The organism is Nocardia uniformis NBRC 13702, from assembly GCF_001613345.1.
Taxonomy (GTDB): domain Bacteria; phylum Actinomycetota; class Actinomycetes; order Mycobacteriales; family Mycobacteriaceae; genus Nocardia; species Nocardia uniformis.
The window spans coordinates 23,822-46,716 of sequence record NZ_BDCE01000005.1 but is presented as its reverse complement, the minus strand read 5'-3'; the positions used below and the strand labels follow the sequence as shown (position 1 = coordinate 46,716).

The window sequence follows — 22,895 nt, the reverse complement described above, 5'->3', positions numbered from 1 at the left end:
AACTTATGGATAGTGGGGTGGAGTTGCGGCACCTGCGGTACTTTCTCGCCGTCGCCGAGGAATTGCACTTCGGCCGGGCCGCCGCCCGCCTGCATATCGCCCAACCCGCCCTCACCCAGCAGATTCAGCGACTCGAAACCCTGCTCGGATCACGACTGTTCGACCGCACCTCCCGCAGTGTCGCGCTCACCGAGGCCGGTACGGTGCTGCGCGAACGCGCCAGCACGATTCTCGGCCACGCCGCCCGCGACCTCGAGGAGGTCACCCGCATCGGCCAGGGCAGCCAGGGGCGGTTGCACCTCGGCTTCGTCCCCTCGGTGCTGCCCCTGGAACCACTGCGCGGCGTGCGGCGGTTCCGCGAGCGCTACCCGCTGGTCCGGGTGGAACTGGTGGAGGGCTACTCCTCCCGAATGATGGAGCAGCTCAGCCATGGTGGGCTGGATACGGCCATTGTGCGAGACCCCGACGAATTACCCGGGATCCATATCGAACCCCTGATTACCGAACCCTTCGTGGCGGTACTCCCCGCCGACCACCCCGACGCCGATCACGCCACCATCACCGGAGCCGAACTCGCCGACAACCCCCTGGTCTTCTTCCCCAGGGCCGCAGGCGGACTCGCGCACGACAAGAATCTCGCTCCGCTGCTGCGCGCCGGGCGCAGTCCGCGGATCGTGCAGGAGGGCAATACCTGGACCACCATTCTCTACCTGGTGGCCGAGGGCCTCGGTGTCACCATCGCGCCGCGCAGCGCGACCTTCACCGCACCCGCGTCCGTACGCATCCTGCCGCTCACCGAGACCGACGCCGAGACAACCGTTTACGTTGCCAACCGGATCGACGATGACCGACCGATCATCCGCAATTTCCTCGCCCTGCTGCCGAGAGCCGGTGCTACTGAACCCCGCGCAGATACCGGCCGAAATGCGGCACCGTGAATCCGATGGTTCCGCGTTCGGCCGAGTAGATGAGGCCCTTCTTGATCAGGCCGTCTCTGGCGGGGGACAGGGATGCGGGCTTGCGCTCCAAATGTTTCGCGACCGATGCCGTGGGGACCGGTCCCTCGTCGCCCGCCAGCTCCGCCATAGCGCGCATGTACTCCCGCTCCGCCGGAGTCGCGCGCTCATAGCGAGAACCGAAGAAGCCCACGGCCAGTTCCTCCTCGGCGGCCGGGGCGGCCACGGCCACATCCTCGGCGGTGACGGGGCTCTGGGCGGCGACATCCCAGGTGGCCTTGCCGTACGCCTGCACGAAATATGGGTAGCCGTCCGCCTTTTGGTAGAGCGCGTCCAGGGCGGCCTCGGCGTATTTGACATCCTCCCGCTCGGCGGGAGCAATGAGAGCCTGGTCGGCGGAGTCGCGATCGAGGCGGTCTATGCGGTGGTAGGAGAACAGTCGCTCGGAATAGGATTTGGACGCCGACAGCACCGCGGGCAAATGCGGTAGTCCGGCCCCCACCACGATCAAAGGCGCTGCGTCCTGGCTCAATTCGTGGCACGCGCCGCACATGGCCGAAATGTCGGCGGGCCCCAGATCCTGCAATTCATCAATGAACAGGGCGATCCCGACACCGCAGTCGCGCGCCAGCTGCGCCGCCTCCAGCAGCAGCTCCACCAGATCGATCTCGATATCGCCGGAATCGGCGCGACCGGTCACCGCGGGCACATCGATACCCGGATTCCAGCGCTCCCGCATACCCTTATCCGCGGTGGAGCGCAGCGCGAAAGCCTTGAGAATGCCGAGGAAGTCGTCCACCTGCTCCGGATTGCGATGCGATACCGCAATGGACCGCACCGCCATATGCAGCGCCGACGACAGTGGCCGCCGCAATTCCTGATCCGGCCGCGCCTCCAACTTGCCGGTACCCCACCCGCGCGAACGAGCCGCGGAGCGAAGCTGATTCAGCAGGACGGTCTTCCCGACCCCACGCAATCCGGTCAACATGACACTGCGTTCCGGCCGCCCCCGCGCCACCCGTTCGAGCACCACATCGAAGGCGGCGAGTTGCCGGTCTCGGCCCGCGAGTTCGGGCGGTCGTTGACCCGCCCCGGGGGCGTACGGGTTGCGTACGGGATCCATGCCGCCCAACCGTAGCGGGAAATCGGGGAAATATCGGGGTGTCTACGAAAGGCCGTAGAGACAGCTATTTACCGGCATACCAGCCGGATTCGGGAACAGGTCGAAGCGGCCGCGCGAACGGGAAGTTCAGACCGCGCCGTAGCCGAGCACTGCTCTCTACTCTTGTGTCTGATTCGGACGATCCAGCGCAGGAGGGTTCATGTCGGAAGAAGCCGTGCCCGTGCCCACCGTCGCGGAGGTGGTCGGATCCTGGAACGTGCCGGACGAGGCGGTCGTGGCGACGCGCATCCGCAAGAACATTCTGGTGGCCATCCAGCGTGGCTTCGACGATCCGCAGTTGGTCGCCGATCTGGCGGTGGGGCCATTGGTGATGGCGTTGGGCAAGCTCGAGGTCGAGTTGGCCGATGCGCGGCGGCGGATCGAGCAGTTGGAGCGGAGCGTCGATCCGGGCAACTGAGTCGACCGGGTGCTCGAGACGAAGGTGCGCGGGTGAGATTTCGTGACCGCGGGTGGCCGCGGCGCAAATGCGTCGTTATATTCCGTCGATGCCGACCGCGGGGGCCCGGATCGGGATGGTTTGCCGCGCATCGGATGCCGCCGGACGTGCTGGTTTGTGACCTTGATGCCTGGTCACCAGGTTTTCGTTCCGATAACGGGGGTACGTCCGTCGAGACCAGGTTGTGATCGGGCGCGAAGTGCGCGAATCGTCCGCTCAGCGGGACATTTCGCGACTCGCCGCGACACACCCTGCTGTGGGGTGGACAACACAGCGGCCTGGCCGTAATCTTCTCGTGACTTAGCGGAGTCTGTCGCTTCATCGGAGAGGCGGCCCGCGACGTTACCGCCTAATCGACTATCGGGTCAGTTACCGATGTCGAGCCGGGGACCCAGAGTTCATGGGGTGAATCCTCGTCGGCCACAGGGTCGATGGGGTAGGGCCGATCTTGCCGGCCCGAACCCGTCAGCTAACTCGGTCGGTGGTCAGAGCAAGGAAGATCGGAGATGCGGCTCAGTGGGTAAGCACAGCTTGCAACAGGAATCTCGGTTGCCGAATTCCGTGAAGGGCGCCCTCATTATGGGTGCGGTTGTCACGGGTACGTTCCCGGCGATCAGCGCCAATGCCGCGCCGATCGAGATCCCCGGCATCGGCACTTTCGACACTCCGCTGTCGGATCAGGATGCCTCAGCAGTCAATTCGCAGGTGCAGGCCTTTACCAAGGGCGTCACCAACCCCGAGTCCAACCAGTTCGGTGGCGGCCTGGGTGTCGGCGGCGGAGCTCAGCTCCCCGGCATCGGTGTGCCGCAGTTCGAAATGCCCGGCTTCATGCAGCAGGACAACGCTCCCGCCAATATCGCGCTGGAAGCCGCCAAGACCAAGGTCGGCGCCCAGTACTCGTGGGGCGCGTCCGGCCCGTACAACTTCGACTGCTCCGGCCTCGTGCAGTGGGCCTACAAGCAGGCCGGTGTCGAGTTGCCGCGCACCAGCTTCGAGCAGTCCCACGTGGGCGCTCCGGTCGCCTTCGAGAACCTCGCCCCCGGCGATATCGTCATTACCAACGGCGGCGGCCACGTCGGCATCTACGCCGGTGACGGCAAGCTGCTCAATGCGGTCCAGTCCGGCACCCCGGTCTCCTACACCAACCTCCGCTCCGACCAGATCGTCACCGCACGCCGTATCGTGTAGTGCGTGGCTCCTGCTCCAGCGAGTGAATCGGCCCAGGCCCGCGTTGACGCGTGGATCTGGGCCGTTCGCCTGTTCAAAACCCGCTCCGCGGCCGCGACAGCCTGTCGCGCCGGGCATGTGCGCGTCAACGGCACACAGGTAAAGCCCGCCCACCAGGTCAAGCCAGGCGACGAAATCCGGGTTCGGGTAGCCGGTCTGGAGCGCATCGTCATTGTCGAGCGCGTAATCACCAAACGGGTCGGCCCGCCGGTTGCCGCCCAGTGTCTGATCGACCGCAGCCCGCCGCCGCCCGACCCCCTCATCGTCGCCACCCTTCCGCGCCGCGACCGCGGGACCGGCCGCCCCACCAAACGTGAACGCCGCGAAACGGATCGGCTATTGGGGCGTACCGAGGACTGAGCGGGTGGTCAGAAGTACCGCGCGTTTCGTGACCGAAGTGCCCGGTCATCGCCGACGATGGGTCCCATCATCCCAATCCACCCGCACAACCTGCCGATACCCGTGCGCCCCAGCCAATTTGTCCAGCGCCGTGGCGTCCCTGGAATCGGTCGCGACCAGCACGGTGAAGTCGGTGGCGTCGGCTGCGGTGAGTTCGAGAACATTGGCCGCCAGTTCGACGGCAGGTATTCCATACCGATCGATGACGCCGTCGGCGGCCGACTCCGCATGCACCACTCCGCATATCGGCGGCCCGCACTCCCGCAAATCGTGCAGCACCTGTGCCAGATCCTCGCGATCGGCGATATCGCAGCGCACCAGGACGATCCGGTCCTCCATCCCGTGCAACGCCGGTGGCAGCGCTCGCGGGGCGGGAGTCAGCAGCACCACATCGTACGCACCGGCCTCGAGCAACCAGCACACCGCCGCCACCCCGGCCGCGCCGAGTCCGCCGGTGACCACATAGGTGCGCTCCGGGACGATATCCATGACCGGGAACAGCTCGCGCACCGGAATCGGCGGTGCCTCCGAGGCCGATTGCTCGTCCAGCGCCGCGACCGTTTGAGGTGAATTCCGCAGTGTTTGACCGTCATTGGTGCTCGGACCCGCTGGCCCCGATGGCTTCTCCTGCTCATGCTGCCGCATCGGAGCGGTGGCGGCCTCTCGTCGCCAACTCCGTTTCGGCGGAGACGCGGTGAACGGGCCGAGCGCTATCCAGTCGATGGCGCGGCCCTCGAGGTGCAGGTGCGCCAGCGCGCGCATGAGGGCGGGAGCTTCGTCGCTGCGGGTTGCCACGGTATAGGTGGAGTCGCGGAAGGCGAGGTGTTCGCGGACAACGGTGTGCAGCGAGGACTGTGGCGCGAGCTCCAGTATCGACGAAACCCCATGGGTGGCAGCCTGATCCAGGGCGGCGGCGAGATTCACCGGGCCGGCAATGTTCTCGCCCCAGTATTCGGCATCCATCTCCGCACCGCGGATTGCCGCGCCGTTCCGGGTGGTCGAATAGATGGTCGCCCCGGGGTGATTCGGTGTGATCTCGCGCAGGCGTGCGACCAATTCAGGTGCCAGGTCGCGGGCGCGTGGACCGGGCATGGCCGGGTGCCAGGAACCATTGGTGAGGGTGCGCTGGGCGAAGATCGTCCGCCGGTGCGCGCGGCGCACCAGCGCGTCGATATAGCGCGGCTCGCCGGAAATGGTGACCGAGCGCGGACTGTCGATTGCGGCCACCGCGACGGCGGCGCGCATCGGCTCCACCAGACGCATGGCTTCTACCGCGGTCGCCTCCAGCACGGCCGACACATCCATATCGCCCAGCCGGGACAGTATTCGACTGCGCGCCACCACGACCCGTGCCGCATCGGTGACCGACAACGCCCCGCTCACAGCGGCCGCCGCGACCTCACCCGAACCATATCCGGCCACCGCGTCGGGGCGCACACCCCACCAGCGCAGTAGTCCCGCCATGGCCACCTGGTAGGCGAAGGTCGCCGCCTGCGCGAATTCGCCTCTGTCGCCGTACTCCCCGCCAGCACCACCATTCCCGCCCGCCCGGCCATGTCCGCCGGCACCACCGCTCCCGAACCCGAACCGCGGCGTCCACACCCGTGGACCGTCCGCCGCGACAATCGCATCCGTGGCATCCATCAGCCCCCGCGCGAAAACCGGATACCGGGCCGCCAAACTGCGCGCCATCCCCGGATACGGCTCACTCGCCCCGGAGAACAAGAACAGCAGCCCACCACTGCCAGGCAGCGATTCAGCACCGCGCTCGGCGGCGGGTGCCCCGCCCGTGGGACCGAACACGTCGGCGGTGACGGCGCGGCCCGGCACGGCGGTATCGTTCGCACCGGACCGACGTTCGGCGGCGGAGACCGGCTGGTTCGTGGCGGCCACCCGTCTGGCGAGTTCCCGCAGCTGTACCGCGGCGTCATCGCGATCGCGGGCCAGAATCGCCGCACGAGTATCGCTCGGGAGCAATCGTCCGGCGGCCGCCGCGAATTCACGCAGCGAACGGCAGGTACCGATACTCGCGGCCCACCGCATCGCGGTGTCGTGGACCTCCCTGACGTCCCGGCCACCGATCGGGATCAATACCGGTGGTTCGTCACCGCGATCCAGCCGAGCCACCTGGTCGTTGAGTGCGGCGGTCCGATCCTCGCGAAGCGGAATATGTGTTCCGGCGCTGTGGAATCCAGTGGTGCCGGCGATCTCCGCGTAGATCCGACTGCCTGCGAGCCGGGCGTCGGTTGTCCGTCGCAGCACCACCACCGTGCAGGTGCCAGGTTCGGCGCCAGCCGCGACGAGCCCCCGTTGATTGTCCGAAAGGCCCGGCCGCAGTGCCAGATCCACCCCACCCGCGAGAACGAACGGCACCGTCCCATCGGCGAGCAACCGCACCGCCATATCCACCGCGACCACCGACGACGATCCACCGCTGTCCAAAACCAGGCTGGGCCCGCGCAGTTCGAGAACCCGCGACAGTCGATGCGCGACATTGACCGCCGCGCGCCGCGCACCATCCCCTGCCATCCGCGCGCTCACATTCCGCGCGGCATCATCCCCACACGACCCGTACCGGCAGGGCATCACGCCCCCGCACCCACATGCCCCGAACACCACGGCCGCATTCGATCCCCGCGCGGAATACCCCACACCGGCGTCATCCAGTGCCTCCACCGCCACCTCGAGACCGACCCGCTGCCACGAGTCCAGCTCCGCCGCTTCCTGATCCGTCATCCCGAACCAGCAACTGTCGAAACCATCGAATCCCGACCGGTCATGTTCGTTCGGCCCACTGCTCGAGCTGCCGCTCTTGCCGGACGGCGCGTCCGACTGGCGACCATGGGCAGGTACGGTGCCCGAGCGGCGGCCATCGGCAGGTGCCGTGCCCGACCGGCCGCCGCCCGCTGACCTTGCGTCCGACCGTTCGTCGATGGTTGGTGCTGTGCCCGACCGCCCACCGACGGGTGGTGCTGCGCCTGACCGGCCACTGATGATTGGTGCATCGAGCCGCCGATCCTCGCCTCCTGGTGCAGTGCTACTCAGCGCGCCGTTTGTCGGTGTCGTCGTCCGATCTCGGTCGGGCCCTGCGATTCCCGTCGGTCTGCGCTGTCCGATTCCGACGATAGCTACCGGCGGAAGGGACGGGGCGGGCATTGGGTGGCTGGGGGCGGTTCCGCTCATGACGTGCCGCGCACGAGTCGAGGGGGTCCGGTTCTGGTTGGGGTGGGCATGGCGATACCGCGCGCGTGCCGGTGGCGCGGGGTGGATCCGGCCGATGCCGTCGAACTCTGCCGCACAGGAATTCCCTCCCGCGTCCGGCGGTCCCGGCCGCCGAGGTACCCCCCGCGATTATGCCGAGAATCCACCCTGCCCCGAAAGGGTTTCGCGGAGCCGATGCGCCTGTATCCGCGCACGTATCGACGTGCGGTGCGATCGCCCGTTGCTGGCGGCGGCGGTGGTGGCCGCCGAGTTGGCCTGTCGGACTGGTCTTTTCACGAGGAATGTCGGGTTACCACATGGGGGACGTGCGGATGATCCGCGGGTGTCGCCCTCGACCCGCGGACCTTCCCAGCCGTGGCCGATCGCCTAGCGTGAAGCGGGTGAGCCATGACTCCGTCACCGACGGTCGCCCATCCACTCTCGGCACTATCGCCCGCTGCTGCGTCGCGCTGGCCGCGACACCCGCGCGGCTGCTACGGCCTCGACAGCCGGATCGGATATTTCTCGCCGGGCTGGAGCTGGTCGACCCACCGCCCGCGCGCACCACGGTGCGGCTCACCGCGCTGATTCAAGGACGCATGACAGCGCCCGAGACCATCATCGCCGAGGGTGTGCGGAGCCTGCGCGAGCTGCCGATGGCCATGGGCGCGTTCCTGATCGAGCATCCACAGGCCCGGTTCCTGGTCGACCCCGCCCTGTGTACGAATGTGCATGAACGCGTGCTACCGGGTCTGCCCTTCCCGGTGCCGATGCTGGTGGCGCCCGATAAACCGGTGTCGGGGATTGTGGACGCACTGGCCGCACGCGATCTCGCGGGTACCGACATCGACTTCACGCTCGCCACCCACCTGCACTGGGATCACGTGTCCGGTCTGCTGGATCTTCCCGAATCGGTCGAACTACGCCTTCCGGCAGTCGAATACGAGTGGGCCATGTCCGGTGCGCGCGCCCCGATGAGCGTGGTCCGCAAGACCGTGCGCGACCGCAAGATCGGCAGCCTTGAACTGGACGGTCCGCCGGTACTGACCTTCCCGCGCAGCCACGACCTCTTCGGTGACGGCTCGGTAATCCTGGTCGACCTCAACGGCCATACGCCCGGCAGTATCGGCGTCCTCCTCGCCGTGGACGACGGCACCCGCGTACTGCTGGCGGGCGACGCCGTCTGGAACAACCTGCAGGTCAGTCTGATTCGCGAGAAGGCGCCCATGCCGGGCCTGCTCTTCGATACCGACCGCGACGCGGCCTTCCGAACGATCCAGCGGTTACACGCGCTCCCGGACGGCATCGAGCTCATCGCGTCCCACGACTTCGAGGCCTGCGCCGGACGCGCCTGACACCTGTCCGCTGAAACGACAAGGGCCCCGGGCGGATTCGCCGAGGGCCCTACGTCTCAATCCTCCGGCACCCGGCCGTCAGAACATCAGGCGATCATGCCCGCGAGACGCGAATTGATGAGCGCCTCGGCCTCGGTCACCATGCGCGAGATGAGATCCGCGCAGGTGGGAATGTCATTGATGAGTCCCTGTACCTGACCGGCCGACCAGATGCCCGCATCCAGATCGCCCTCTTCGAACACCCGGCGACCACGCGCTCCGGCGACGAGGTCACGCACATCCTCGAACTTGCCGCCCGCCTTCTCGATTTCGACCACCTTGCGGCTGATCTCGTTATCGGCCACGCGCGCGGTGTTCTTCATGGTGCGGAAGATGAGCTGGGTATTGCGCTCGGTATGAGCGACAATCTGCTCCTTCACCGACTGGTGAATGGCCGACTCCTGTGTGCACATGAAGCGGGTGCCCATATTCACGCCGTCCGCGCCCAGCGCCAGCGCGGCCACCAGGCCACGGGCGTCGGCGAGACCGCCGGAGGCGATCACCGGAATATCGAGCACCTGGGTGGCGGCCGGAATCAGAATGAGGCCGGGGACATCGTCCTCACCCGGATGGCCCGCGCATTCGAAACCGTCGATGCTGACGCCGTCGACGCCGATCTTCTGCGCCTTGAGGGCGTGCCGCACACTGGTGCACTTGTGCAGCACCTTGATTCCGGCTTCCTTGTAATACGGCAGGAAGGGTTCCGGGTTGCTCCCCGCGGTCTCGACGATCTTCACACCGGACTCGATGATGGCCTGCACGTACTCCTGGTACGGCGGCGGATTGATCGACGGCAGGATGGTGACGTTCACGCCGAAGGGCTTATCGGTGAGCGAACGCGCCTTCTCGATCTCCTTCAGCAGATCTTCCGGCGTGGGCTGGGTGAGAGCGGTGATGATGCCGAGGCCACCGGCCTCCGATACCGCGGCGGCGAGTTCGGCGCGGCCGACCCACATCATGCCGCCCTGCACGATCGGGTGTTCGACCCCGAAAGTCTCGGTGAACTTGGTACGCAGCATCGCGCTCTCCTTCTCGCCTCTGGCGGCCCCGCGCGGCGCGGCGACCCTCCGGGTCGTGCACACGCCCGAACTGACGTCGATCGTCGCACGTACGCGCCCGGGTGTTCAACCTTGATGTGAGTGGGAGTTTGCACAGCTGGCTACCCACTTGCGCCGCTTCTGGGGATAACTTCGGTAGCTGCCGACCTCGGCGAGATCGAATTTTACTGCTCTGAACTGGTTAATGAAGGAATGATAATTTTTCCCTGAAACCTTCTCTGTAACCCTTGTCACGCCAAAAAGTTAGTTGCTATTCTCGCCTGAGTTCAGCCGTCGACGCCGCCGGGCCAACCCGGTGCAGGTCAGCGACGACGGTCCGAGAGGAGCACCTGGGCGTGAGCGGTCAAGGTCCGGAGGTGACAGCTCGCGTAACCCCGGAGGGCCTCCGCTCACGCCCGAGAGGAATCAGAATGACCGTTGGTTTCCAGCCGCTCGACGAGCCCATCCGGTCGCGGCGCAATCACTGGGTCAATCAGATCGCGACCCACGCCGCCATGCGTCCGAACGATGTCGCGTTCCGTTTCAAGGGTGTGGACACCACCTGGTCACAGCTGCACGAGCGGTCGGAGAAATTCGCCGACGCGCTCGCCCGTCGCGGGGTCGGGTTCGGCGATCGCGTGCTCCTGCTCGCATTGAACTACACCGAGTACATCGAGGCCGTGATGGGCATCAATGCGGTGGGTGCCATCGCGGTGCCGGTGAACTTCCGGCTCACTCCACCCGAGGTCGCCTTTATCGTGGGCGATTCGGGTGCCAAGGCCATCGTCACGGACTCCCTGCTCCAGCCGCTGGCCACCGCCATGGTCGCGCAGGCGCCAGCACTGGAAACCTGCGTGGTCATCAACGGTGAGACCGGCGAGGGTGTCATCGGCTACGACGACTTCATTGCCGAAGCGGGGGAACCGCATGCGCCGCTGGATATCTCGGAGGACACCCCCTGCCTGATCATGTACACCTCGGGCACCACCGGTAGTCCGAAGGGCGCGGTGCTCTCGCACGCGAATATGAACGCCCAGGCGCTGACCTGTATTCGGGCCATGGAGATCACCCCGGATTCCATCGGCTTCTGCACCTCCCCGCTCTTCCACATCGCGGGTCTGGGCAGCCTCACCCCGTACTTCATGCTCGGCGGCAAGACCGTGCTGCATCCCCTCGGTGCGTTCAATGCCACCGAATACCTCGATGCCGTGGAGACCGAACAGGCGACCACCGCGTTCTGTGTGCCCGCGCAGTGGCAGATGATCTGCGAGGAGCCGACCGTCAAGGACCGCAAGCTGGCGTTGCAGGCGCTGTGCTGGGGCGCGGCTCCGGCCTCCGATACGGTGCTGCGGGCCATGGCCGACTGCTTCCCGAATTCGTTCAGTGTGGCGGTCTTCGGCCAGACCGAGATGTCGCCGATTACCTGCGTGCTCGAGGGTAAGGACGCGCTGAGCAAGCTCGGCTCGGTCGGCAAGCCCATCCCGACCATTCAGGCGCGCGTGGTCGACGATGAGATGAATGATGTCGCCCCCGGCGAGATCGGCGAAATCGTCTATCGCGGACCGACTCTCATGCAGGGCTACTGGAACCGGCCCGAGGCCACCGCGGAAGCGTTCGCGGGCGGCTGGTTCCACTCCGGCGACCTGGTGAAGCAGGATGCGGAGGGTTTCGTCTGGGTGGTGGACCGCAAGAAGGACATGATCATCTCCGGCGGTGAGAACATCTACTGTGCCGAGGTGGAGAACGTGCTCTTCGCCCATCCCAAGATCCACGAGGCCGCGGTGATCGGTCGCCCGCACGAGAAGTGGGGCGAGGTACCCGTTGCCGTGGTGGCGCTGCTGCCCGATACCGACCTGACCCTCGAGGAACTGACGCCGTTCCTCAATGAGAATCTGGCGCGGTACAAGCACCCCAAGGATCTGGTGATCGTGGCGGAGCTGCCGCGCAATGCCAGCGGCAAGGTCGTGAAGGTGGACCTGCGCAAGCAGTTCGCCGACGCCTGATCATCGGCGCGCCGGACCTCCTGTCCGGCGCGCCACCCGCTCTCGTCGATCCGGCGTGGCCCTCTCGTCATTCCGGCGTGCTTTTGGCCGGAATCCACCGATAACTGTTGGGGCACAGCAAGTGTGGATCCCGGCCAAAGGCTCGCCCAGATGGCGGGGCGGGCGCACCATTGATTGATGATGCTCGAGCCCGCCCACACCGCTGTGCTCGCCGTGCACTGGCAGGTGAATATCATTCGGCCCGAAGGGTTTTTCGGGCCCATGCTCGCCGAGCCGGTCGCTATCAGCGGGGTGGTGGACCGCGCGACGGCGCTACACGAGGCGATGCTGTCGGCCGGACTACCGTTGGTATTCGCCCGATTCAGCATTCCGGTCGGTGGCGGCGGGCTGGTGCGCAATACCGGGTTCATGCGCTCGGTTGCGGCGGCGCAGACCGAGTTCCGGCCGGATTCCCCAGGCTCGCAAATTGTTCCGGAAATGGTGGAGCAGGCCGCGGCGGCCGCGGTCTTCGACAATCAGAAGCTCTCCGCACTGGCGGGCAGTGCCCTGCCGCACTGGTTGACCGCCCGCGGTATCGACACCCTGCTCATTACCGGTGTCGCCACCAATATGGCCGTCGAGCAAACCGCCCGGCACGGAACGGATTTCGGATTCTTCGTCCACCCGATCGCCGATTGCGTCGCCGCCGCGACCCCCGAATCGCACGCCACCTCGCTGGCCAACCTCGAATTGGTCACCGCCGGTTGCCTGTCCTCCGGTCAGGTCTTCGAGCAGCTGCACGTCACCCGGCACTGACTGCGCACCACACCCTGTGAGCGGGGTCACTATGCGTCGGCTTGACCTCAACAATTGTTCAGGTATGAGGATGAATCCAGAACAAGCGCAGAGCATTTGATGAGGAGCCCGAAATGAGCACCACCGCCACCGCCACAACTGCCACCGCCACCGCCGGGATCGGCGACCGTATCCCCGCACTCAACCGCCCGACGGCCGTACTCGGCGCAGTTATCGCCGCCGTGGCGGCCAATATCGTCGTATGGCTGATCGGCGCCGCGGCGGGCGGCTCCTTCGAGGTCCCCAACGGCACCGAAATGCAGAGCGTCGCACCCGGTGGCGTAATCATCCTGTCGGCCGTGCCGCTGCTGATCGGCCTGACCGCGGCCGCCCTGCTGTCCTACCGCTGGGTCGGTGTGCTGCGGCTCGCCGCGATCACCGGTTCGGTGCTCACGGTCGCCACCATCGCCATGACGGTCGCCGCCGAATTCGACACCGCCTCCACCATTGCCCTCTCGGTGATGCACCTCGTCCTGGTGCCCGCCCTCGTGATCGCCACGGAGGGGCTGCGCCGCAATCTCATCGCGAAGTGACCCGCCGTGCACATCTCAGCCGACGTAGGGCCCGTATCCACTCGGATACGGGCCCTACGTCGTCGGGTATGGCAGGGCACTGTCAGATCATGTCGTTCCTGGTGAGCCACCGCATGATCGGCCAGCCGATGAATACCGGCAGCCAGCAGGTGAGTACGCGGTAGAGCAGTACCGACGGCACCGCGATACTGGCGGGCACCCCGAAGGCGGCCAGACCGCCGATGAGCGCCGCCTCCACCGCGCCCACACCACCGGGTGTCGGTGCGGCCGCGGCCAGCGTGCCACCGATCATGGTGACCACGGTGACCGTCACGAAAGTCGTACTGCCGCCGAAGGCTTCGATACTCGTCCACAGCGCCAATGCCGCACCCAGGGTGGTGGCCGCACAGCCGCCGATAATCATGACCAGCCGAAGGGGGCTGCGCCCCAACTCCTTCAGCTGGGTGAGTACCTCCGCCAGCTGTGGCCGCACCTCGGTGCGCAGCCACCGTCGCACCGTCGGCAGGAAAATGGAGACCCCGAGCAGGCCCAGCAGCACGCCGCCGACCAGATACAGCACCGTGGCATCGGGGAACATATGCGATAGATCCGCCGAAATACCCGCTGCCACACTGAAGAAGATCAGCAGCACGACGTGTGTGCCGACCTGCACCGACTGCTGCATGGCGACCGCCGCCGTCGCTCGGACGGCGCCCAATCCGCTCTTCTGCAGGAACCGCACACTCAGTGCGAGGCCGCCGACACCGGCCGGGGTCGTGGTGGCGGCGAAGGTATTGGCCACCTGCATGAGCATGAGATTGCGCAGGTTCACCGCCGCGCCCGCACACGCCCACAGCGCCATGGCCGCACCGATGTACTTCAGTACCGACACCACCAGTCCGAGCAGTGCCCACCACCAGTTGGCATTGCTCAACTCCGACGTAAACGTCGGCACCGCACTGATATACGGGTAGGCCACGTACACCAGGCCGATCAACAGCACCAGCTGGATGATCTGATTGCGCGAGTACCGGGTGATCTGCGCGGCCTCGATCCGGTCCTGCCCGGTCTGCCGCACCACCTCGTCGCGGATGGACTTCATGACCTCTTTGACGCCCGGTACGGAACCGCGCACCTGCACCGGAATAGCGATCTTGGTCAGTCGCCTGGAGGCCGTCAGCACCCGTTGCTTGCCCAGGACCTCGATGGCGGTTCGAACGGCCGTCTCCGCGCCGTACAGGGCCGCGCTGGTGAGCAGCAACTGCGCCACATCGGATTCGAACCGCGCGTCGTAGGCGCCGAACTCCGATTGCGTGAAACCGCCGAACAGCACGCCGCCGTCGGTGATTCGAATATCGTCGGCACGCAATTCGCCGTGTGAGACCTGCGCCTGGTGCATGGTGTCCAGCGCTCGCCACACCTCGGCCAGCCGACCCCGATGGACTTCGCTGAGCGGGGTGCCGGCGGGCACGGTGTGCGCGTACAGCATCCAACCGCGATCCAGCGCCGCCACCGTCAGCGGCTTATTGCTGCCCAGCCCCAGATCGCCGATCGCGATACCCATGAGCGCGCGATGCTCCACCGCCCGACGCATGGACGTGAAGAGCGCCGGATACTCGCCACTGCGAATGGTGAGCCATCGCCGCAGGGCCTGCAGCGCACCTCGACTGCGCTGATTCGCGCCGTAGAGTTCCACGACGAGCTCGTCCTCGAGCGGGGTGTTCGGCGTCGAGTCGACTGTGGCGGTAGCGGTCTCGGCGGTGTGGTCCACCGCGACGATCGTGGTGCCCGCGACACGCTCGGTAGCAGCGGCACCATGTCCGGAAGGATTTCCGTGCGACCCCCCCTCGTCATACCTGCCGGTCCCGCTCTCCTCGTTCCGGCGTGCTTTTGGCCGGAATCCACCACCCTCAGTAGCAGTCTCAGCGGTGTGGATCCCGGTCAAAACCACGCCGGAATGACCGGTTTCGTTTGCGGCGAACCTGCCTGCCTGCGGGGTTTCGCTCGCGGCGAGGCTGTCGGGATCCCGGGTCTCGGTTTCAGCGGGGCCACCGGGATCCCGGATTTCGCTATCGCCCGGTCTGTCGGCACGGCGGGTTTCCGCCCCCGGCACCACGTCCGCCGCGCCGAACCCCGGCTCCGGCGTCGTGCTGGCCGCCAACGTCAGCGGCCCCCGCCCGGCCGGCCGCAGTACGCGGAAGGCGGTCACCCGGTACCCACGCTGGGCCAGCACTCGCACCGCCGCGTCGAGCGGCACCTCGAGTGCGGGCGTCCCCACCAGCAGCACGATCACCGCACCCACGAACCAGCCGACCGTCAGGCCGAGCAAGGCCCGCGCGGGCACCACGAGACTGACCACCAGGTGGATCGGTACGAAGGCGAGCAGCAGCGTCCACCACCAGCGGCGGGCGCGCGGCGGCAGCCAGGGGCTGGCCACCGTCAGCGTCGCGGCCAGCATGGCGATCCAGCGCGGATCGTCGAGGAATTGCGAGAGGAAGGTATTGACCTGCTCCGGTTCTGCCAGATGCCAGCGCGGTGCGTTGAGTCCGCCCCCGGTGATGGAGAACGCCAGCACCGCGATCAGGCCCGCGGACAGGTAGCCGCCGAGCAGCTTCCATTGTCGCCCGAGGATCAGTCGTACGAACACCGCGAACGGCAGGGCCAGAATCGCGAGGCCGTAGACGATATAGACGGCGTTGGACTGCTCCGGCGTCAGGAATCCGATGATGTCGGACAGGGACTTTTCCAGGGCCTCCCACTGCGGCCGGGTGATCAGCGAACCCGCGATGACGACGGCGACCAGCAGCGCCGACAGCACTACCCGCAAGATGTCGCTGGTCCGCCGGACCCGCGGCTGCAGCAGGCTGCCGGCGACGGGAATTTCCCGTCCGTCGACTCGCATGTCCTATAGGCGCTTTCGGATCGTGGGAACTGCCTCGGTCCCATGGTCGGCTCGGTTGGGGGCGGTCGGTTACCGGGCGGACCCGATTACCTACTCGTCGGTTACGGTAACCCGTCGCACCCACGCGAGGGGACGAGCCCATCGCCGAGGACGGCCCGGCGTGTCTGGTTCGCCGTCTTCGTAATCACCTGGCAACCCTCCGGCCCACATGCGAGTGTGGCTGGCCGAACCGGACCCAGGACTGCCGGTCCTCGGCTGAACCCTCCTGCCCCTGGTCAGCGAACTCTTCGCAACAAAGCACCCTGGTCGTCGGCTGAATTCATCCCGTGGCGCACCGATGAATATTTCCCGCTGGTTCGGTCTGCATGTTCGAAACCGCACGGCCATGCTGAAGCGGAAGTACCGAGAGAGTGAGGAAACCATGGGCAAGATCGTTGTCGCCGAATTCGTTTCGCTGGACGGAATCATCGAGAATCCGGCCTGGACCGCCCCGTTCTGGAACGACGCCATCGCCGACTACAAGAGCGATGAGATGCGGCAGGTCGACGCGTTGCTGCTCGGCCGCACCACCTACGAGGGATTCGCCTCCGCGTGGCCGACCCATCCGGAAGAGGGTTGGTACAAGGACAAGATGAACAGCATGCCCAAGCACGTCGCCAGCTCCCAGTCCGAATTGGAATGGAATGCCAGCCGCATCGAGGGCGACCTGGCCGATTCCATCGCCAAACTGAAGGCCGAGCAGAACCTGCTGGTCTTCGGCAGCGGCAAGCTGGTCCACTTCCTCAACGCCCATGGACTCATCGACGAATACCGCCTGGTCGTCTACCCCGTCCTGCTCGGCAAGGGCGACCGCCTCTGGGAATCGGTCGACGCCGAGGCCACCCTGGAGCTGAGCGAGAACAGGGCCCTCGACAATGGTGTGCTGCTGACCACCTACCGCGTCACCGCCCCCGCGGTCGTCCGTCCGAGCTTCCACTGATTCGTGTCGGGAAAGCGCACTGTGTCGCAATAACGGTGCGCCGGAATCGCGAATAGCATCCGGTGCGAGGCCCGGCCGCGGACGCCGCGGTGTGCCTGGGGGTAGACGCGTTCGTAACCTTAGGGTGTGGACATCGATACGCGACTGCTGCGTTACTTCATGGCGGTCGCGGAAACCGAGAACCTGCCGCGGGCGGCACAGCGACTCCACGTTGCCCAACCCGCGCTGGCCACCCAGATAAAGCAGCTGGAAAATCAGCTGGGTATGGAACTGTTCATCAGGTCCCGGGCGGGCATGACACTCACCGCGCCGGGCAAGGTGCTCGCCGCACAGGTACCGGCATTGCTTTCCCGGTGGGACCGAATTCTGCGAGATACCAAGAGCGATGCCAGCCGGGCGGCCTGCGTATTGCGACTGGGATGTGTGCAGAGCGCCGCGGACGGGCACATCCCCGAAATCGTCCGGGTCTTCCATCGGCTACATCCCGACTGGGAGGTCGATATCCGGCAGGGTGGCTGGACCGACCCCACCGCCGGACTCGACGAGGGCGATGTGGATGTAGCCCTGCTGCGCCTGCCGTTTCCGGGTCAGGACGAATACCACCTGCGTGAGCTGTTCACCGAGCCGCGCTGGATAGCGCTCCCGGAGGACCATCCGCTCGCCGAGCGCGACGATATCGCCTTCCGTGAGCTATGGGATGAGCCGTATGTCGCCTCCCCGGCGGAAACCGGTTGGTGGCGCGACTATTGGATGGGTCTGGACGCCCGGCCCGCCGATACCGCCATTATCGGCGCCATTGCCCGCAATACCGATGAATGGCTCATGGCCATTGCCAAGGGATTCGGCGTGAGTTTCACCCCCGCCTCCACCTCCCGCACCCACGCGCGGCCCGGCGTGGTGTTCCGCCCCGTCCAGGGCATCGGCCCGACGCGCGTCGCCGTGGTGTGGCCCGACGCCTCCGAAACCGATCCGGTGGTGCGGTATTTCATCCGCTGCTGCTCCGATGTGATCGGCCAGTCGGCCGACGGACACCGGCGACCGTCGTAATGGATATCGACACCAGACTGGTGCGCTATTTCGCCGCCGTCGCCGACGAGGGCAACCTCACCCGCGCGGCCGAACGCCTCTACGTATCGCAACCCGCGCTCACCAAACAGATCAAATACCTGGAACAGCAACTGGGCGTGGAACTGTTCACCCGCTCCCGCAGCGGTATGACCCTCACCGAACCCGGCCGGATCTTCGCCGAACACGCGGCGGGTCTGCTCGCGGGCTGGGATCGTATGCTGCGGGAAACGAAGAGCGGTGCCAGTCGCGCCGCCCGGCTGCTGCGCATCGGCTTCATCGCCAGCGCCGCAAACGAATTCACCCCGGAGATTATCGCTGCCTTCCGGCGCGCACATCCCGATTGGCGTATCGATATGCGCCAGAACGCCTGGACCGACCCGTCCGCCGGTCTGGACGACGGTGAGGTCGATGCCGCGCTGATCCGGCTGCCCTTCCCGGGTGACCACCGCTATCGCACCCGCGAGCTGTTCGCCGAACCACGCTGGATAGTCCTGCGGGCCGACCATCGACTGGCGGCCCGGGACGAGATCGACTTCGTGGACCTCTGGCACGAGGCGTACATCGCCTCGCCGCCCGAAAACGGCTGGTGGCGCGACTTCTGGATCGGCGGCGATGAACGCCCCGCCGATACCGTGATCATCGGGGCCATCGCGCACAACACCGACGAATGGCTCACCGCCATCGGCAATGGCTTCGGCATCAGCTTCGCGCCCGCCAGCGCCGCCCGCTACTACCCCCGCCCGGGCATCGTCTACCGGCCGGTCCGGGGGATCGGGCCCAGCCGCGTGGCGGTCGCCTGGCCCGATTCCTCCGACGCCAATCCGGTGGTCGGCGATTTCATCCAATGCTGCCTCGAGGTCTGCGCACCGGACGATGTCACGAATCTATCGTAAACGCTTTCTGCTCAGTGACTTTCGAGGACGGCCATGGCGGCATTGTGACCGCCGATACCACTGACTCCGCCGCCGCGAACCGCGCCAGCGCCACACAGGAGAATATTGCGATGCGGGGTCGAAACGCCCCAGTGGGTCGACGGATTTTCGTCGGAATCATCGGCGCGATAAGGGAATTCCAGATCGCGGTGGAAGATATGGCCGCCGGGCATGCCGATCTCCCGCTCCAGATCGAGCGGCGATTTGGCTTCCAGACAGGGGTTGCCGTTCCCGTCGAGGGCCAGGCAGTCGCGAATGGGTTCGGCGAGTACCGAATCGAGTTCTGCCAGCGTGGCATCGACCAGGGCAGCCTTCACCCCGGCTGGATCCTTATCGAAAAGCCGCGCGGGAGTGTGCAATCCGAACAGGGTGAGGGTGTGCACACCCTGCGCGATCAGCTCCGGCGACAGAATCGACGGATCGGTGAGGGTATGGCAGTAGATCTCCGACGGTGGCGCGGAAGGGATTCGGCCCGACGCAGCCTCCGCGTAGGCGCGCTCGAGCTGTGCGGCCGATTCGGCGACATGGAAGGTCCCGGCGAAGGCATCGCGCGGATCGATCGTCGTATCCCGCAGCGCGGGCAGCCGACGCAACAGCATATTGATCTTCAGCTGCGCACCCTCGGGCTTCTGGACGGGTTGCCCGAGCAGATGCCCCAATTCGTACGGCGCGGCATTGGCCAGCACATACTTCGCACCTACCGCACTATTGTCGAAACGGACTTCCGCTGTGCTGCCATCGGTTTCGATACCGGTCACCGCGCAGCCGGTTACGATCTCGGCCCCGGCCGCCCGCGCCGCGTCGGCCAGCGCGTCCGTCAGTGCGCCCATCCCGCCGACCGGCACATTCCACTCCCCGGTCCCACCGCCGATCACATGATAGAGAAAGCACCGATTCTGTAGCAGCGACGGATCGTGCGCGTGCGTGAACGTCCCGATCAACGCATCGGTGAGCACCACCCCGCGCACCGTGTCATCGGCGAAGGTCGCCGCCACCACCTCCCCGAGCGGCCGCTCGAACACCGCCTCCCACACCGCGTCATCGCCCACCACCCCGCGCAGCTCGGTCCGCGTCGGCAGCGGCTCGGTCAGCGTCGGAAAGACCCGCCGCGCCAACTCCCCGGTACCCTCGTAAAACCGCTGCCACGCACGGAAATCGCGGTCCGAACCCGTCAATCGACCGAAGCTCTCCCTGGTTCGCTGCTCGGACCCGCCGTCCACCAGCAGCCCACCCGTCCCCACCGGCGTATACGACGAAATGCGCCGCCGTCGCACCGCGAACCGCAGCCCCAGATCCCGAACAATCCGATCCGGCAGCAAACTCACCAGATACGAAAACCGTGACAACCGCGCATCCACCCCGGCGAATACCCGCTCCGAAACCGCCGCCCCGCCGGTGTGCCGCTGCCGCTCCGCCACCAGCACCGACTTCCCGGCCCGCGCCAGATACGCCGCCGCGACCAGACCATTGTGGCCACCGCCGACAATCACCACGTCATAGCGGCCCCGGGTCGGCCTCATGCGCCCTTCTCCACCAGCAGGCACGCCTGCCTGCCGCGCTCGAGCTCATTCGGCTCCCGCACCATGCGCATGGTGGTGCGCAGGCCGTGCCGGTCCAATAGTTCGGCCAGGCTCTCCGGCGACCAGCGGTAGGCGGTGGCGACCTTGTGATCGAAGGCCTCCACCGACGCATCGGTGACCGGGAATGCCAGTAGCGCAAGGCCATTGGGCCGTAGTACGCGGGCGAACTCGTCGAGGATGGTCGGGAGTTGTTCCGGTGGGGTGTGAATGATGGAGTACCAGGCCACGAGTGCGCCCAGTGCGCCGTCGGCAAGGTCGAGGGACGCCATGCTGCCCTGCTCGAACCGGATTTCGGGATGGGCGATGCGGGCCAGCCGGATCATTTCCGGGGACAGATCCACCCCGAATACATCCAGCCCCACAGCGTGCAGGTGACCGGTGAGCCGCCCCGGTCCACAGCCGAGGTCGGCGACCGGGCCGGTGTCCGCCGCCAACTCGGCGAATGCGCCGAGCATGGCGCGGTCGAACGGCATCTGGCCGAGCGCCCGCTCGTACATGGCGGCATACAGCTCCGCCACCTTGTCGTACGCCGTCCGCACCACGTTCGCGACTTCAGTCATGACATCGACTGTAGGACGGCCGAGACCGATACCGGGCTAACGGTCGAGCATGTCCAGGACGGCCAGGTGACTGAAGAGCACCGAGGCGCCGATGGGATTGCCGCCGCCGGGGTAGGCGGTGCCACTGACCGCCGCCATGGTGTTCCCCGCCGCGTACAGACCCCGAATCGGAGCGCCCGAGGTATCCAGCACCCGCGCCGCCGTATCCGTCCGCAGACCACCCTTGGTGCCGAGGTCCGAGATACCGAAGGCCGCCGCATGGAACGGACCCTTGCGGATCGGGACCAGTGGCGATGCGCCATTGGTGAAGGCTCGATCGTAGGCTTCGTCGCCGCGCCCGAGATCCTCGTCCACGCCTTTGTCGGCCAGTTCGTTGAAACGAATAACCGTCGCGGCCAAGCTATCTCCCGGGATGTCGAGCTTCGCGGCCAGCTCCTCGAGGGTATCGGCGGTATGCCACAGTCGGGCCTCGATGTACTTCTCGGTTTCGACCATCGGCACATTGCTGGCCTGCACCGGTGGGACCACACCCGCGGTGTCGTCGTAGATCATCCAGTACGGCAGCGTCACCGAACCGTTGGCCATACCCGCGATGACCTCGCGGCCCAATCGGTCGTAGGGGGCCGATTCATTGACGAAACGCTCGCCCCGCTGATTCACGAAAATACCTGCGGTGAACCACAATGCGAAGGCCGCGCGACCATCCGGATGGATCAGGCCGGGCGACCACCAGGCCTGATCCATCAGATCGGTATCCGCGCCGACCGCCATCGCCGCCTCGTGCGCCCTGCCCTGATTTCCCGAGGGACCCATGGTGTCTCGTGCGACGCCGGGTACGCCGAAGCGCTGCCGCAGTTCGTCGTTGCCCTCGAAACCGCCCGCCGCCAGCAGGACTCCCCTTCGAGTCCGGATCGCGGTCCGTACACCCTCGACCTCGACAATCGCACCGACCACCCCACCGTCCTCGACCACCAGCTCCACCAGCGGTGCGTTCCGGCGCAGCGAAACATTGGGATACTTCGACATTGCCAGCAGGAACCGCCCGACCAGGGCCCGCCCACCGATCAACGACTCCGGCTGTGGAGCGCCATGGCGGTCGGTCGACAGGGGCCCGCGCACCGATTCGCTCAGCTCACCCAGTTCGGCCGCGCGCAGTGGTGCCGGAACGATGTGTCGCTTCCCATCCACCCGGGCCTTGGGCGCCTTACCGAAATAGTCCGGCCACGGGTACATGTGGAATGCGAAGGACTCGTCGCGCTCCAGGTACTCGATCACCCGCGCGCCACCTCGCACGTAGGTCTCCTGCAGCTCCACCGGCGTCCGATCCCCTACCACCGCACGGTAATAGGTGAGCGCATCCTCGAAACTGTCGTCCACCCCGGCCCGCCGCAGCACCGGATTGCCCGGAAACCACATACCGCCGCCGCCCGAGTACGCCGTGGTGCCACCGAATTTGTCGGTCGCCTCGACAACCGCCACACTCAGTCCTTCGCGCGCCGCCGTATAGGCACCGGCGAGGCCGCCACCCGTCCCCGCGACCAGCACATCGACTTCTTCATTCCAGACCGTCACCGCAACTCCTCGCCGGATCCCCGCTTCCAGTCGACGGTAGGTATCGCGGGCTGTCCGCGCACCCGCCGTCCCGGTGTTCAGGAAGATCGGTGTCTGCGGGCAGCCCGGCCGCCAAACGTG

At 66.5% G+C, this 22,895-nt stretch carries 18 protein-coding genes and 1 riboswitch; of the genes, 11 read left to right on the top strand and 7 right to left on the bottom strand.

Annotation, left to right across the window (positions count from 1 at the left end):
- Positions 1–5: 5 nt before the first annotated feature.
- A complete protein-coding gene (locus NU1_RS00850) occupies positions 6–938 on the top strand; it encodes a LysR family transcriptional regulator (RefSeq protein ID WP_067516293.1) in 933 nt (310 codons plus the stop codon).
- Here NU1_RS00850 and NU1_RS00845 read toward each other — a convergent pair.
- The gene (locus NU1_RS00845; protein ID WP_067516290.1) at positions 895–2,079 is read right to left on the bottom strand and encodes an ATP-binding protein; all 1,185 of its coding nucleotides are present in this window, start codon (positions 2,077–2,079) and stop codon (positions 895–897) included. The genes NU1_RS00850 and NU1_RS00845 overlap by 44 nt on opposite strands.
- A 199-nt stretch (positions 2,080–2,278) precedes the next feature.
- Here NU1_RS00845 and NU1_RS00840 point away from each other — a divergent pair, with 199 nt between their 5' ends.
- The 3 genes from NU1_RS00840 (at position 2,279) to NU1_RS00830 (ending at position 4,162) form a co-directional block, all read left to right on the top strand.
- A complete protein-coding gene (locus tag NU1_RS00840) occupies positions 2,279–2,536 on the top strand; it encodes a hypothetical protein (protein WP_067516288.1) in 258 nt (85 codons plus the stop codon).
- 375 nt (positions 2,537–2,911) lie between these two features.
- Positions 2,912–3,075, top strand: a riboswitch (cyclic di-AMP (ydaO/yuaA leader).
- A gap of 49 nt (positions 3,076–3,124) precedes the next feature.
- Complete coding sequence (locus tag NU1_RS00835; RefSeq protein WP_307642568.1) at positions 3,125–3,763, top strand: C40 family peptidase; 639 nt, start codon at positions 3,125–3,127, stop codon at positions 3,761–3,763.
- 3 nt (positions 3,764–3,766) lie between these two features.
- On the top strand, positions 3,767–4,162 hold the full coding sequence (locus tag NU1_RS00830; protein WP_067516287.1) for an RNA-binding S4 domain-containing protein: 396 nt from the start codon (positions 3,767–3,769) through the stop codon (positions 4,160–4,162).
- A gap of 45 nt (positions 4,163–4,207) precedes the next feature.
- Here the strand turns inward: NU1_RS00830 and NU1_RS00825 are convergent, their stop codons facing one another.
- Positions 4,208–7,357 (bottom strand): acyltransferase domain-containing protein, encoded by a 3,150-nt coding sequence (locus tag NU1_RS00825; RefSeq protein ID WP_170264330.1) that lies wholly within the window; start codon positions 7,355–7,357, stop codon positions 4,208–4,210.
- 446 nt (positions 7,358–7,803) lie between these two features.
- Between NU1_RS00825 and NU1_RS00820 the strand changes: the two genes are divergently transcribed.
- Positions 7,804–8,757, top strand: a complete 954-nt coding sequence (locus NU1_RS00820; RefSeq protein WP_245719887.1) for an MBL fold metallo-hydrolase — start codon at positions 7,804–7,806, stop codon at positions 8,755–8,757.
- Between the two features lie 86 nt (positions 8,758–8,843).
- On the opposite strand, the gene NU1_RS00815 is transcribed toward NU1_RS00820, so the two are convergent.
- Positions 8,844–9,815 (bottom strand): NAD(P)H-dependent flavin oxidoreductase, encoded by a 972-nt coding sequence (locus NU1_RS00815; protein WP_067516345.1) that lies wholly within the window; start codon positions 9,813–9,815, stop codon positions 8,844–8,846.
- 449 nt (positions 9,816–10,264) lie between these two features.
- On the opposite strand from NU1_RS00815, the gene fadD5 reads away from it, so the two are divergent.
- The 3 genes from fadD5 to NU1_RS00800 all read left to right on the top strand — a co-directional run bounded on the left by fadD5 (position 10,265) and on the right by NU1_RS00800 (position 13,203).
- Positions 10,265–11,836 carry a fatty-acid--CoA ligase FadD5 gene (gene fadD5, locus NU1_RS00810; protein ID WP_067516283.1) on the top strand — a complete coding sequence of 524 codons (1,572 nt, stop codon included), beginning with the start codon at positions 10,265–10,267 and terminating at the stop codon, positions 11,834–11,836.
- A gap of 177 nt (positions 11,837–12,013) precedes the next feature.
- Positions 12,014–12,631, top strand: a complete 618-nt coding sequence (locus NU1_RS00805; RefSeq protein ID WP_067516281.1) for a cysteine hydrolase family protein — start codon at positions 12,014–12,016, stop codon at positions 12,629–12,631.
- Between the two features lie 113 nt (positions 12,632–12,744).
- Positions 12,745–13,203 carry a DUF6069 family protein gene (locus NU1_RS00800; protein ID WP_067516279.1) on the top strand — a complete coding sequence of 153 codons (459 nt, stop codon included), beginning with the start codon at positions 12,745–12,747 and terminating at the stop codon, positions 13,201–13,203.
- A gap of 82 nt (positions 13,204–13,285) precedes the next feature.
- Here NU1_RS00800 and NU1_RS42650 read toward each other — a convergent pair whose 3' ends face one another.
- Positions 13,286–16,084, bottom strand: a complete 2,799-nt coding sequence (locus tag NU1_RS42650; protein ID WP_067516277.1) for a lysylphosphatidylglycerol synthase transmembrane domain-containing protein — start codon at positions 16,082–16,084, stop codon at positions 13,286–13,288.
- Positions 16,085–16,421: 337 nt separating this feature from the next.
- Between NU1_RS42650 and NU1_RS00790 the strand changes: the two genes are divergently transcribed.
- From NU1_RS00790 to NU1_RS00780, 3 genes are all read left to right on the top strand, one after another.
- The gene (locus NU1_RS00790) at positions 16,422–17,063 is read left to right on the top strand and encodes a dihydrofolate reductase family protein (RefSeq protein WP_245719886.1); all 642 of its coding nucleotides are present in this window, start codon (positions 16,422–16,424) and stop codon (positions 17,061–17,063) included.
- A gap of 126 nt (positions 17,064–17,189) precedes the next feature.
- Entirely contained in the window at positions 17,190–18,110 is a 921-nt protein-coding gene (locus NU1_RS00785) for a LysR family transcriptional regulator (protein WP_067516275.1), read from the top strand.
- Positions 18,110–19,024, top strand: coding sequence for a LysR family transcriptional regulator (locus NU1_RS00780; protein ID WP_067516273.1), 915 nt, complete (start codon positions 18,110–18,112; stop codon positions 19,022–19,024). Before NU1_RS00785 ends, NU1_RS00780 begins: the two co-directional genes overlap by 1 nt.
- Before the next feature lie 11 nt (positions 19,025–19,035).
- Here the strand turns inward: NU1_RS00780 and NU1_RS00775 are convergent, their stop codons facing one another.
- Genes NU1_RS00775 through NU1_RS00765 form a run of 3 tightly spaced genes read right to left on the bottom strand, consistent with a single transcriptional unit; the run spans position 19,036 to position 22,775 of the window.
- Positions 19,036–20,583: a phytoene desaturase family protein gene (locus NU1_RS00775; protein WP_067516270.1), complete on the bottom strand. Its 1,548-nt coding sequence runs from the start codon at positions 20,581–20,583 to the stop codon at positions 19,036–19,038.
- Positions 20,580–21,203, bottom strand: a complete 624-nt coding sequence (locus tag NU1_RS00770) for a class I SAM-dependent methyltransferase (RefSeq protein WP_067516268.1) — start codon at positions 21,201–21,203, stop codon at positions 20,580–20,582. Before NU1_RS00770 ends, NU1_RS00775 begins: the two co-directional genes overlap by 4 nt.
- Positions 21,204–21,239: 36 nt before the next feature.
- Positions 21,240–22,775 carry an FAD-binding protein gene (locus tag NU1_RS00765; RefSeq protein ID WP_067516266.1) on the bottom strand — a complete coding sequence of 512 codons (1,536 nt, stop codon included), beginning with the start codon at positions 22,773–22,775 and terminating at the stop codon, positions 21,240–21,242.
- Positions 22,776–22,895: the final 120 nt, after the last annotated feature.